Raw genomic sequence first — 13429 nt, forward strand, 5'->3', positions numbered from 1 at the left:
CGCTAATTAATATGAAAAGAGTGAAAATGTCTCATAAATAAAACACTAATGAGCAATGTAATAATAAAAGACCCACATTTAAAGTGGGTCTTTTTTATTATTGAATGGGGCGAGTGCTCCAGGGTGATCGTGCGTCTGTCATGCCATAGAGAGAGTATTTCTTGCCTAGCTTTTGTCCGCCATCACGTTGCAGCGGTAACCAGGAAATGGTGGCACGGCTGGTGTTTGGTTTCACCGACAGTAAGTCAAAGGGAATCGAGATATAGAAGCCTTTGGTAAAGCTTCCTTCGCCAAATTCTTCTGCGGAGAGATCGGTTTTAGTGGCGAACACGCCAGCCGTGATACCGCTATCGAACTGTTTTGAGGCATCAATGGTGACACCCACATCATCAGTAAGGTAGCGTCCAGCGCTGATCTTCGCCATTGTTCCTTCGAAAAGGCCCAGCGGCTCGCGCCAATATAAGGTCGCATGGCCAGTGGTGGTGCCGGTTTGAACGCGGTAATAGCGCTGGTCTTCGTCACTGTACTGGCGCTCTTGGCGGAATAAGCCAAGCACGGAGCTTGGATCACGCTGTTTCACGTAGTTAATGTCGACACCTAATGCGAAGTCACTATTATAGGGCCGGTACAGCACTTCACCGCCAACGCCAGCAAACATGTCTTCAAGGTACCCTCCGTAGGCTTGGGTATACCAATTTGAGCCAAACTTATCAAAGTAAGTGAGCTGCAAGTTGGTCACGCGGTAGCGCTCATCAATATACTGGCGCGTGAGTGTGCGCACTCGCTTAAGATCAGTGCCGTCAGGTGGCACGGTGTAATTAAATTTGTCGTAGTTATCAAATAAGTTGGCATACACCTCACCGGAGGCGACGAGGTGATCATTCATGAACCATTCAGCGGTTCCGAGTACACCGATGGCATAGAGATAGAAATCTTCGGCACCACCAATCGATTGACGCAACTTGGGTGCGAGCCCGGCGCGGAAATCGTCATCGTTATTGCCCATCAATGTTCCTCGTGGAGAGCGCGAGGCGATCGTACCAGTCGCATCACTAATATCAGCACCGACGTAATCATTGTTGGCTATCTGGGTATAACGGTTGGCGTCGATGATAGTTTCAGTCATCGGTTGCCGGTTTTTGGTTTCAATCAGCTTGTAGCGCTTGGCCTCTATACCGGTATTGGCGATTAAGCGAGCTGCGCGTTCGTGCGCTTGGCTTCGATCACGGTATTTGTTTTGTTCACCGGTGACGGTAAGTTGGTCGCCATCATAATAAACGCGATTGTCGCTATACCCCGCATTTTGCGCAAGCTGTTGACTCAGCTGTTGCCATTCCGCTTTGGTTAAGCTGTCGGTGGATGCTTGTGGACGGTAGGCTGCGATAGGATCATCAAGCCAAAATGGATCCGCGTCACTAAAGTTGTTTACAAGCGTAAGACCAGCAGTAAACGTGTTGCCACGTTCATAGCTCAGACGCACATCCGCCCAAGGGGCAAGTTGGTAAACTAAACCGAGATTCCAGGGAGAATCTGCAGGTAGGGGCACACCTTGGCTGGATGTTGGGAAATCAGAGCGGTAGTCGTTTCCATCATACTCGAGCTTTAACGACAAAGGGGAGAACGGGGTTTGATATTCTACGCCGCCAAACAGTGCCACACAGCCTGTGAACATACGATCCAGATCGACATTGCCGCCATTACCTTTGTATCCGGTATTTCGGTCGCAATCGCTACCTAGCGTCTTATTTCCGCGCAAGTTAGCACGGTTACCTAAATAGCCCCAACCCACACCAAGAGTGAAATCGAAGGGGCCGGCACGTTTAGAGCCCACTACGTATTCACCATCAAATAACCCTGTCCCGCCTAAATCACGTACGCCGATCGCGAGTTCAGGGAGCCAGTAGCTCTCATTGAGGAGTGTCAGTTTGGCGTCAATGCTCTTATCGGTGTAACTGTTATCATCACTAAAGTCAGGGTTTTGACTATATAGTACATCGTGTACTTGGGTATAACGAATCGTCGTTTCTAGCCAGGGGAATAGTTGCAGTGAGGCATGATAATGCAAGTAATCTTCGTTATAGGTTGAGCCCAAGCTAAACCCGCCTTCAGGCGCTGTACGTGCCGACGGCATTTGCATCAAGCCGACACCGCCAAAATCTGTTTGCGAATACACAAGACTTGGGTACGAAAAACTGTCTGCATGTGCGGAATACGCACAGAACAATGCGGCTGCAAGAGCAGAATGGGTAAATACAGCGGTTTTCATTCTGGAAGCCTGTTACTGAGATAGTCGAGAACAAGTTGATTGGCATCAATCGTGTCAGGATAGGACGCCAGTCCTTTTACCGGCAGGGGCAGGTAGATAACCGCACCCGGCGCAATATCTTGGTGTGATGCGTTCCAATACGCGATAGCATGTTTTTCAATCGCGCCATCAGGCTGTACGACCCAAGCGTAAGATTTGCCCAGTGTATTGGCCTTCGCCTGGTCAAGGTAATCAGCCGCCCCTTGCCTCACTTGCCATGAATATTGACCGGGAGCCGCGACGTTACCCAACACCCATACATGATCGGGACGCTGAGGAAATACGAGTCGCCACTCGCCATCTAAACGCGGGTTTTTGCTGATATCAATCCGGGTAAGATCTGGGTCTAGAGAGACTTTTGCTCGACGCTCGACAGTAAAGGTTTTAAGTGTACGAACCAGTCGGCGCCAGCGTTGTTGAGGCTTGCCCGTTTGTATGGTGATCTGGTTTTCAGCGGCTGCCATCGCTGTTAGTGCGAGGCGGCTGGGTAGGGTAATGTCATATAAGCCAGCCCCTGGCCAGTAAATATCTACGATATTTTTCTCTGTGAGCTTTAGCCCATCCATCACCGCGTCACTCAAGCGTGGCGGGGCGTCATAATCGATGGTCTCGCCCTCTATGGTCATTTGATGTTGTAGTGGAGCGGGCTGTGCGGTTGCCTGCGGTGACAAAATTAACCCGACGACCATGCTGCTTGAGATCAGTAGATTAAAAAGACGACGCATTATGGGGAGAGACGAGGTTTTAAAAAAGTCTAATGCCATTGACTGATTCGTCATATTATTGCGCCCCCTGATACGCTTTTAGGAAAGTTACGCTTACTGCGTCCATATTGGGAGCTGGGTATTGAACGGTTTTGAGTACCTTGCCAGAAGAGGGGTCGAGCCAGTATTGGTTGGTATAGCTTTTATGAAGGCTACTGATGGACACGGTTTCTTCGGTATATACAGCGGAACGAGCCACACCGTTTATGGTCACTTTTGCGTTGCCTTTATTTTCAAAAACGCTAGTCGCAGGGTAGCCAAAGTGGTAACCAGGCATAAAATCGATGCGAAACTGCCAGGTTTTGGGGGTGCTTGGATTAAGAAGTCCAAGTGAAAGTGGATCGGGCGTGTCGCTGTCAAGTTTCGCTAAATTGGTGCCGGGTAGTTTTAGGGTCTTGATGACCCGCCCTGACGCAGTTTCAATGACTTCGTTATCGGCAGACATCCACTTTAACGATGTTTGATTGTGCGCGTAGGGCTCAGCATAAGCAAGTACTAAGAAGCCGCGAGGACCGTCACCAAGCCGAGCGTAAATACTGGCATAAGGGAGCGCTTGAATCTCTTCATTGCTATAGCTGGCGTCAGGAAAACCTTTGTAAAGCAGACTATAAGTGTCAGCTAAGTTGCTCGCTTGCTGTGTGCAGCCACTGAGCATAAAAAAAATATGATGGGAAATAGAGGCTTGAAGTATGTCATGTAGGCCGATACATCGAAATTTAAGCAAAAAACAGCCGCCCGAAAGCGGCTGTTTGATTATACATCACGCTTACTGAGAAACAGTCGTTGTGGTGCCAGTAGTGCCAGTGGTACCGCTGTCGCCAGCCGCTGCAACTACTGAGCCAACAGCGGCAACTGCCGCCGTACCGGCTGCGACTGCACCAATACCTAAACCGCCAAATGCAGCTGAACCTGCACCTGCAGCACCCGCTGCGCCTGCTCCTGCAGCGCCTGCGGCACCAGCACTTGTACCTGCTGCACCCGCGCTTGCTGACGTGGCTGCGCCACTTGCGCTTGCACTGCTGCTACCCGCTGCGGCTGAGCTTGACGCTTCACCGGCAGCCATGGCGCTTGCAGCGAACAGCATGGCAATAATGCCTGTTGCTACTTTTTTCATAAATCTCTCCATGGGTGATTTGCTTAAACAACGTCTACTAAAGCAGACAGGACACTAACCTAACGATTTAGCTGCTGCTTGTAAATGCAAAGTCTATGTCTTGTGGCGTATTCTGCCATAAATATCGCTAAGTTACAGCAATATTATATAGGACAGTGCCAATGGCGAGTGGCATCAAGTGGGGTTTATTTCATTCACTAATGTCTGTATTATCCGCAATCTGAAGTTTGCTGGGTGTGGGCTCGGTGTGCTCTATTGTCAAAAATTCTGGCTAAGATTTGCTCGGGTTTGAGTGTGGAGAATAGGGCTGAATCGCTTCCCGTCCGAGACTGGAATATAGATAAGCTTCTGAATTAAATACATTTCAGCGGAATAAACAACAAGAATTAGGATGACGTTGTGCTAAAACCTATTTGTTTTGTCGCTATGAGCTCGCTGGCTCTGGCAGGATGTACGATGCCGGGTTCTCATTTTGATCCGAGCGATAAAAATATCGTGGGTCAGCCCGCTGAGGATTTATCTACTCAGGTAAATATCCACCCTTTAACCCCCTCTTACATCAAGCAGTTGAATAATCGACGGGCGCGGGCGCTTGCACAGGTCAATCCTGAACTGGATTCACAGATCCAGAACTACGAATATCGTATCGGGCCTGGGGATGTGTTGAATGTCACCATTTGGGATCACCCAGAGCTCACCATCCCTGCAGGCTCTTATCGTAGCTCTGCCGAGGCAGGGAATTGGGTTCACGCTGACGGAACCATTTTTTATCCGTACATCGGGCAAGTAAACGTTGCGGGAAAAACAGTACAGGAAGTGCGCGATGACATTGCTCAACGTCTCAAGACGTATATTGAGAAACCACAAGTTGATGTCAACGTAGCAGCATTTCGCTCGCAAAAATCTTACATTACTGGCGAAGTGAAAAAGCCAGGTTACCAGCCTATTACTAATATCCCAACGACGATTTTAGATGCGGTTAACCGCGCAGGTGGTATCACGGAGTTTGCTGATTGGCGCAACGTGACGCTCACCAAGCGTGGTGAAGAAGAAAGCGTGTCTTTGTATGCACTGATGCAAAAAGGCGACCTTACCGAAAACCGCTTGTTGAAAGATGGCGATATTCTGCATGTTCCGCGCAATGATGGTCAAAAAGTCTTTGTACTCGGTGAAGTGAACGATCCGAAAATGTTGAAGATTGATCGTATCGGTATGAGCTTAACTGAAGCGCTAACCTCCGTTGGAGGGATTGATGAGCTAGAAGCAGACGCAACGGGTATTTTTGTGATTCGCAGCACCGCACGTAATACGCCAAATAGTCCGCGCTATGAAAAGTCTGAACCTGTTGCCGACGTGTTCCAATTGAATGTGAAAGACGCGACAGCTTTGGCTGTTGGTACAGAGTTTGATTTGCAACCGTATGATGTGGTCTATGTGACAGCCGCTCCTATTGCGCGCTGGAACCGTGTCATCCGTTCACTACTGCCAACTATCTCTGGCTTTAATGAATTGACAGAAGGTGCGCTTCGTGTTGAAAACTGGCCACGATAAGCGAGTAAGTCATGTTTAATAAAATTCTTGTCGTGTGTGTGGGTAACATCTGTCGCTCTCCAACTGGGGAGCGGCTGTTGCGTGAACGCTTACCGGCGAAAACCATTGATTCTGCGGGCGTGGGTGCCTTGGTTGGCAAGCCGGCCAACGAACAGGCATCTCGAATTGCCGCCAAGTATGGTGTAGACCTTGGGGGGCACGAAGCGCGACAACTTACCGCATCGATGTGTCATGAATATGATTTGATTTTGGTGATGGAATCCAAGCACAAAGAAGACGTGTGCCGTATTGCCCCCGAAGCGCGAGGAAAGACGATGCTATTTGGGCACTACCTTGCGCAAAGCAAAGATATTCCAGATCCTTATCGTCAGAGTGATGAGGCGTTTGATTATGCGTACGACTTAATCGCCCAAGCTGCGCACAAATGGTGTGATGTACTTCGTTAACCGGGCCCTTTGCGTTGATGCAGTGGTCATGACGAGAAAGTGTGTGCCTTAGAGGACCCAAGAGCATAAAATGAACCAAAATATAAAAAATACATCTTCATCAGACGATGAAATAGATCTTAGCAAACTGCTTGGCCATTTGATTGATGGCAAATGGATAATTGTTGCTTGCACCTTTTTATTTGCGGTTGCAGGGGTTGCGTTCGCGATTCTTGCCACTCCGGTTTATAAAGCGGATGCGCTCATACAAGTAGAGCAAAAAGAAGGCGGCATGTCTTCGCTACTTGGTGAGGGAGCGAGCGAGCTATTCGCGAGTGAGAGCTCCGCCAGTACCGAAATCGAGCTAATTCGCTCACGTATGGTGCTGGGGCAAACTGTCGATAAGTACAACCTTACCACGGTCGCATCACCTGACTACTTCCCTGTCGTTGGTAAGGGTTTAGCGCGATTAACAGGAAACCAAAATCAGATTGCGATTAGTCGTTTTGATATTCCGCAAGACTATGAACGGCAACCGTTTCGTTTAACCGTAGACGCACGTGAACAGTATTCTCTATATAACAGCGAGGATGATCTTGTGCTTCAAGGTAAGGTGGGCGAAGCCGCGATCAATGAGGCATTTCATCTATTTATTAGCGAGCTAAAAGCCGATGAGGGTGAGTCTTTCACGATATCGAAAATAAGCCGTTTACGCGCGATAAAGGCTATTCAAGATGAACTGTCGGTGAGCGAGCGTGGTAAACAAACCGGTATTCTCTCACTTTCATATCAGGGTGAAGATAAAGTACTGATTGAGAACGTTCTCAGTGATATCGCGCAGAACTACTTTATGCAAAACGTCAAGCGTGACGCGGCTGAAGCCGAAAAGAGTCTTGAGTTCTTGAAAGGGCATTTGCCTGGCGTAAAAGCTGAATTGACCGCGGCAGAGAATAAGCTCAACAAGTTCCGTCAAGAGAACGACTCGGTCGACTTGTCGATGGAAGCGAAGGCCTCACTCGATACCATGTTATCGGTAGAAAAACAGCTCAACGAGTTAACCTTCAAAGAGAGTGAATTAGCACAGAAATTCACCAAAGAGCACCCTGCTTATTTGGCATTACTCGATAAACGACAAACCTTGCTTGGTGAAAAAAAGCGGGTTGAGCAGCAAACGCAAAAACTGCCAAAAACGCAGCGTGAGGTATTGCGATTGAGGCGTGATGTTGAGGTCAACCAAGCCATTTATGTGCAGCTTTTGAATAAGGTGCAAGAGCTCAACATTATGAAAGCAAGCACAGTTGGCAACGTGCGTATTATCGATGATGCGCAAACGTTCGAGTTGCCGGTTAAACCGAAAAAACCGCTTATTGCTGTGATTGCCACCTTGCTCGGCGGTATGATCGGTGTCGGTGTGGTGCTTCTCAAGGCGGCATTCCACCGTGGCGTTGAAAACCCAGACGATATTGAAGCCATTGGCCTGCCTGTCTATGCCAGTGTACCGCTGTCAGAAACCCAGCAGGAGATTGAGAAAAAGCGTCAAAAAAAGGCATTACATTCAGCCAGCGACAGCTTGCTTGCTTCAGCGAACCCAGCTGATCTATCGATAGAGGCATTACGTGGTTTACGTACTAGTTTGCACTTTGCGATGATGGAAGCGTCCAACAATGTCCTGATGTTCTCTGGCCCGAGCCCTGGTATCGGTAAGTCATTTGTCTCTGCCAACATGGCGGGTGTCTTGTCGAAAAGTGGACAACGAGTGCTGGTCATTGATGCGGATATGCGGAAAGGCTTTTTGCATCAGCAGTTTAGTATGAAAGCAGACAATGGGTTGTCCGACTACTTAGCGGGGAAACGCGATACGGACGCTGTGGTGCAAAAGAATGTTCTGGAAAACTTGGATGTGATGACGCGTGGCCAAGTACCTCCCAACCCATCTGAATTATTGATGCACCCACGGTTTAATCAACTGCTAGATTGGGCTAGTGCGCACTACGACATTGTGATTATCGATACGCCGCCAGTCCTAGCGGTGACAGATGCGGCGATTGTGGGTGCCCATGCTGGCACTACATTGCTAGTCGGTCGCTTTAGTGTGAACCCGATCAAAGAAATTGAAGTCACTAAACAGCGCTTTGAGCAAGCGGGTGTCAACGTGAAAGGTTTTGTCCTCAATGGGGTGGTGCGTAAAGCCGCCAGTACCTATGGTGGCAATTACGGTTACTATAACTATAGCTACCAGTAAGTAGCACTTTTGATTGAGCAGGCAATGCGTTGCAGTATTGCCTGCTTTTTTGAATCATCACTTTAAGCAATTCCGAATATAACAACGTTAGACAGCTAGGAGCGAACATGATCAAGCACTGCTTATTCCCAGCAGCAGGCTATGGCACGCGATTTTTACCGGCCACCAAATCTATGCCTAAAGAAATGATGCCGATTGTTAACAAGCCTTTGATTGAATATGGCGTTGATGAAGCCATTCAAGCAGGTGTGAAACATATGGGCATTGTTACCGGTCGAGGCAAGCATGCCTTGATGGATCATTTCGATAAAAACTACGAACTTGAACATCAAATCAGTGGCACTAAGAAAGAAACGCTGCTGACCGATGTTCGTGCACTGATTCAATCTGCCTCATACACCTATATTCGTCAAAACGAAATGAAAGGATTAGGCCATGCGATTCTGACGGGTAAACAGTTGGTAGGTGATAACCCATTTGCAGTAGTACTGGCTGATGATCTTTGTCTGAATATTGGTGGTGACACAGTACTGAAGCAAATGGTTGAGCTATATAACCACTACCGCTGTTCGATTGTTGCGGTGCAACGTGTACCACAAGAAGAAACACACAAATATGGTGTGATTAGCGGCAGCAAGCTGGAGTCTGGTCTATTTCGTGTGGATAGTATGATTGAAAAACCTGCACCGGAAGATGCACCGAGTAATATGGCGATCATAGGTCGCTATATTCTTACCCCAGATATTTTTGAGATCCTAGAAAACACGCAGCCAGGCAAAGGTGGCGAGATCCAAATCACCGATGCCTTACTTGAGCAAGCCCAACGTGGCTGTGTGCTTGCCTACGAGTTCGAGGGTGAGCGGTTCGATTGTGGCTCGGTAGAAGGCTACATCGAAGCGACAAACTACGCGTATCAGCATGTATATCTCGGCAAACCAACCGAAAGCGCTGAGCAAACACAAGAGACGCCTATTCCCGCATAACGTCAGCCTCTTTCAATTGACAAATCATGGCGTCTTGATGACGCCATTTTTTATCCCGCCTTAACGAGGACAGACGTCTTAACGGGGACAGGCACTTTTACACTAGATCCTAAGCCCTAGCACGGTGTTTGATGGATGCACATTGCTAACGGGCGCCTGTCATGATCGGCGCCAAATTTGATATTGATGTCGGAGGCGCGCGGCTACATCGAGTTATAAGATTAACATTCCTCGGCGCTTGTCCGACCTACGACTGGTTTGTATTTTGATGTTGTCATTGGCCTTGGTGACACAAGCTCCAGCACGGTGTTGGATAGGGGAGCATTGTTAGCGGGCGCGCCAGTTACATCGAGGAACGAGGCCCACTTTCCAAATTTGATGCTAAATATAAGTAGTGTTCATACAGCTCTGTGAAAGTAAGTTATTGAATTGTTTCTGTCCTTACCTTTAGCAGCTGAGGGGGCGTCAATTTTTAATAAAGGATGAACAAGCCTATCGGCCTGTTCATCCTTTTTTCTTTGTGGTTATCGCACAATCAGGCCGAGTAGGATGCCGACCACACCAAAGTCTGCATCGCTAAAGGTGGTGTTGGCAAAGCCCAGATCGCCGAGCACTGGGAGCAAGAACACGGGCAGGAAGGTGATCAGTAGGCCTTGCGCAAAGGCGCCTAAGATTGCGCCGCGTCGTCCGCCGGTGGCATTACCGAATACCCCTGCCGCTGCGCCGACGAAAAAGTGGGGCACCACGCCTGGGATAATCACCGTAAGCCCCAGTATATAGAGCAGGAACATACCGACAAGCCCAGCAACAAAGCTAGATAAAAAGCCTACTAACACCGCATTGGGTGCGTAGGGGAAAACCACGGGACAGTCGAGTGCTGGCTTGGCATTGGGCACCAGTTTGTCGGAAATCCCTTTAAACGCTGGCACAATCTCGGCAATCACCATTCTTACCCCTTGCAAGATCACATAAACCCCGCCTGCAAAGGTGATGGATTGCATTAATGCAAACATAAACCAGTGCTTTCCGTCACTCACCTCGCGCACAAAGTCTCCGCCGGCAAACAGACACGTCACCATAAAAATAATCCCCATGGTGAACGAGATAGCGACTGGCGTATCACGCAAGAACAACAGGCTTTTGGGCACGTCCATGTCTTCGGTGGAGTGGGCTTTGTTGCCAAACTTGCTGCCAATAAAGCCGGCTAACACGTAAGAGAGGGTTGAAAAGTGGCCAATGGCGACTTCATCTGAACCCGTGACTTGTTGCATGTAGCGATGGGCGATGGCAGGAAAGAACACCATCACCGAGCCGACAACCACAGAGCCTAATGCGACCAATGAGATCCCCTCCATGCCGCTGGAGGAAAGGATCGCGGCGACCATCATCGACATAAACAAGGTGTGATGGCCGGTTAAAAAGATGAATTTCCACGGGGTTAAGCGTGCGATAAGGATGTTAACCAGCATGCCGAAGAACATGATCATTGCCATTTCCTTACCAAAGGCTTCTTGCGCGATGGAGACAATGGCTTCGTTGTTGGGCACCACGCCACTGATACCAAACGCATGCTGGAAAATGGTGGCAAAATCCCCGAGTGAGCTGACTACCAATGAGGCACCGGCTCCTAGGATCACAAAGCCTAGAATAGTTTTGATGGTGCCTTTGATGCATTCAGTCGCGGGCTTTTTCTGGGCGATTAAACCAATCAGTGCAATCAAACCCACTAATACCGCGGGCTCAGAGAGCACGTCTTTCATCAGGAAGTTAAAAAAGGGCATAACGTCACTCCTTATAGGGCACCGAGTGCTTGTAGGGCCTCAGACAAGCGGGTTTTCATTGCCTCTTTGTCCACCATGTTGTCGAGTGCGACAATGCGCGGCGATACATTCATCGCTTGTAACTGTTGGGCGATATCGTTGGTGGCGACGAATATATCGGCCTCTGTCCCAGAGACTGAGCCCAGATCGATATGGTCGACACTGGCGTCGACGCCAAGATCGTTGATGATTTTTTTGATGCTCATTTCCATCATTAGGCTGGTGCCAAGACCGTGGCCGCATACGACTGTGATTTTCATAATTCAGACCTTCTATTTGGGTTAACAGGTGCATTTTCAGCATGCTCGTTGTTTTAAAGCCGATAGCTAAGGGCGAGCCCTTTGTGTTTTTGCGTGTTGTTGCTACCGATGTAAGGGTTAGTAGTTGGCGATAATGGCTAATACCTCTTCCACGTTGGTGGCGCGGCTGATCTGTGCGATGTGTGTGTCATTCATAAAAAGGTTCGCCAATTGGGAGATAGCCTCGACATGGCTATTACTGTCGGTGGCCGCGAGGGTGACTAGCACCTTAACCGGATCGTTTTCGGCGCTGTCAAAATTGACGCCGTTTTTGATCACTGTGATAGCCAGGGCGAGGCGGTTAACGCCATCCTCAGGGCGTGCGTGGGGCATCGCGATACCCGGGCCCACCACATAGTAGGGACCGATTTCTTGGTGTGAGCGATAAATCGCGTCGACATAGCTTGGCGCGATGGCACCGTTATCCAAAAGTGCTGCGCAGGCTTTGTTGATGGCATCTTGCCAATCGTTGGCATCTTGGTGAATGCGGATAACGTCGGCGGTAATCAGATCTCGTAACATGGCTCTATCCGTTTTAAAGGTTTTATTAGGTTGTTGGAGAATTGTTGATAACTCTATCGCTGAAAACTGAGCAATAAATGGACAATGATCACAAATGGTAGCGCTATCTGATAGCGCTACCATGAGATGTGATAGCGCTATCATTTTTTCTGTCTACCAATGCGTCATGCTACAAAGAGGCCATGCGGGGCACGGATTAATCGCTGATGGCTGTGATAGGATACGGTGTCATAAAATGATGAGTAATCAATAGATACGATGAGTGAACCAAGAAAACGACGCAATACCGGTAACGTTACGCTTGCGGATGTTGCCAAACAGGCTGGGGTAGGCACCATGACGGTTTCCAGGGTGTTGCGTACCCCGGATGCTGTCTCTGACAAATTGCGCGATAAGGTTCAACGCGCCGTCGAGCAACTGGGTTATATTCCTAATAAAGCTGCGGGTGCCTTGGCATCAGCGCAAAGCTATGCCATTGCGTTGATCATTCCTTCTCTATTGGAAAAGGCGTGCGCCTTGTTTTTGCCTCGTTTTCAACAGCGGCTGAATAAAGCGGGCTATCAATTGTTGCTGGGTTACAGTGATTATTCGGTCCAGCAGGAAGAGGATTTATTGGCCGGTTTTTTAGAAAGTCGGCCAGCGGCAGTGGTGCTATTTGGCAATGAGCATACTCAGCGTACCCATCAATTGCTTGAGATGGCCAATGCGCCTGTCCTCGAAATTGCTGAGTCGCCTTCCATGAATAGCTATGCCAGCATGGGCAGCGATCCCCACGACATCGGCAAGCGCTGTACATCCCACCTTGTTAGTCAGGGCTTTCATCATATTGGTTTTATTGGTGCGCGGGGCAACCATGCCACCTTGCAGCGCAAGCTACAGGGCTGGCAGGGCGCGATGATTGAGCACTATTTAACCCCTGACCATTTTCTGACAACGCATGAGGCCCCATCGGCGCAATTGGGGGCCGAAGGGTTGGCGAAATTGTTGCTTCGCGATGCCACGTTGGACGCACTGGTATGTAGCCATGAAGAGATAGCTATCGGCGCATTATTTGAGTGTCACCGACGGGTGTTAAAAGTGCCGACTGATATCGCGCTTATCAGCCTGGAGGGCTCTTCCATGAGTGAGCATGCCTTTCCGAGCGTAACGAGCGCTGAAATTGACTATCAATCCCTCGGCGTACAGGCCGCGTCGGCCATTTTACAAGCCATTGAAGGGCAACCGCTTACAGGCGCTCAAACTATTCCATTTAAACTCGCACATCGCGCCAGCACTGCGAGAAAAAATTAGTTTTGGGCCGTTTTAGAGGGACAGGCACTTTAGTGCAAAGAGTACAGTATGCTTTTGACAGGACAGGCGCGAACGCGTTGTGAGGAGTATTGAGTGGAAAGTGTTCGGCTAAGC

At 49.0% G+C, this 13429-nt stretch carries 12 protein-coding genes; 5 read left to right on the forward strand and 7 right to left on the reverse strand.

All coding sequences use genetic code 11. From position 1 onward, the window contains the following. Positions 1-97: 97 nt before the first annotated feature. The 4 genes from WN56_RS12975 to WN56_RS12990 are packed head-to-tail and all read right to left on the reverse strand — an operon-like array spanning position 98 to position 4183. A complete protein-coding gene (locus WN56_RS12975) occupies positions 98-2266 on the reverse strand; it encodes a YjbH domain-containing protein (protein WP_046075401.1) in 2169 nt (722 codons plus the stop codon). Then, a complete protein-coding gene (locus WN56_RS16585; protein WP_052708087.1) occupies positions 2263-3084 on the reverse strand; it encodes a capsule biosynthesis GfcC family protein in 822 nt (273 codons plus the stop codon). The genes WN56_RS12975 and WN56_RS16585 overlap by 4 nt, the downstream gene beginning before the upstream one ends. A gap of 1 nt (position 3085) precedes the next feature. Then, entirely contained in the window at positions 3086-3793 is a 708-nt protein-coding gene (locus WN56_RS12985) for a YjbF family lipoprotein (RefSeq protein WP_156146679.1), read from the reverse strand. Between the two features lie 42 nt (positions 3794-3835). Then, positions 3836-4183, reverse strand: a complete 348-nt coding sequence (locus WN56_RS12990; protein WP_046075403.1) for a hypothetical protein — start codon at positions 4181-4183, stop codon at positions 3836-3838. 399 nt (positions 4184-4582) lie between these two features. Here WN56_RS12990 and WN56_RS12995 point away from each other — a divergent pair, with 399 nt between their 5' ends. The 4 genes from WN56_RS12995 (at position 4583) to galU (ending at position 9384) form a co-directional block, all read left to right on the forward strand. Beyond that, entirely contained in the window at positions 4583-5734 is a 1152-nt protein-coding gene (locus tag WN56_RS12995) for a polysaccharide export protein (protein WP_369795709.1), read from the forward strand. 11 nt (positions 5735-5745) lie between these two features. Then, the gene (locus WN56_RS13000) at positions 5746-6180 is read left to right on the forward strand and encodes a hypothetical protein (protein ID WP_046075405.1); all 435 of its coding nucleotides are present in this window, start codon (positions 5746-5748) and stop codon (positions 6178-6180) included. Between the two features lie 70 nt (positions 6181-6250). Then, on the forward strand, positions 6251-8401 hold the full coding sequence (locus WN56_RS13005; RefSeq protein WP_046075406.1) for a polysaccharide biosynthesis tyrosine autokinase: 2151 nt from the start codon (positions 6251-6253) through the stop codon (positions 8399-8401). Positions 8402-8508: 107 nt separating this feature from the next. Then, positions 8509-9384: a UTP--glucose-1-phosphate uridylyltransferase GalU gene (galU, locus tag WN56_RS13010; protein ID WP_046075407.1), complete on the forward strand. Its 876-nt coding sequence runs from the start codon at positions 8509-8511 to the stop codon at positions 9382-9384. A gap of 524 nt (positions 9385-9908) precedes the next feature. Here galU and WN56_RS13015 read toward each other — a convergent pair. The 3 genes from WN56_RS13015 to WN56_RS13025 form a co-directional block, all read right to left on the reverse strand. Further along, positions 9909-11165 carry a PTS ascorbate transporter subunit IIC gene (locus WN56_RS13015; RefSeq protein WP_046075408.1) on the reverse strand — a complete coding sequence of 419 codons (1257 nt, stop codon included), beginning with the start codon at positions 11163-11165 and terminating at the stop codon, positions 9909-9911. 11 nt (positions 11166-11176) lie between these two features. After that, positions 11177-11464 (reverse strand): PTS sugar transporter subunit IIB, encoded by a 288-nt coding sequence (locus WN56_RS13020; RefSeq protein ID WP_046075409.1) that lies wholly within the window; start codon positions 11462-11464, stop codon positions 11177-11179. Positions 11465-11581: 117 nt separating this feature from the next. After that, the gene (locus WN56_RS13025; RefSeq protein WP_046075480.1) at positions 11582-12025 is read right to left on the reverse strand and encodes a PTS sugar transporter subunit IIA; all 444 of its coding nucleotides are present in this window, start codon (positions 12023-12025) and stop codon (positions 11582-11584) included. A 258-nt stretch (positions 12026-12283) separates the two neighbouring features. Here WN56_RS13025 and WN56_RS13030 point away from each other — a divergent pair, with 258 nt between their 5' ends. After that, positions 12284-13315, forward strand: a complete 1032-nt coding sequence (locus WN56_RS13030; RefSeq protein WP_046075410.1) for a LacI family DNA-binding transcriptional regulator — start codon at positions 12284-12286, stop codon at positions 13313-13315. Positions 13316-13429: the final 114 nt, after the last annotated feature.

This window comes from Salinivibrio sp. KP-1 (assembly GCF_000968645.1).
GTDB classification, from domain to species: domain Bacteria; phylum Pseudomonadota; class Gammaproteobacteria; order Enterobacterales; family Vibrionaceae; genus Salinivibrio; species Salinivibrio siamensis.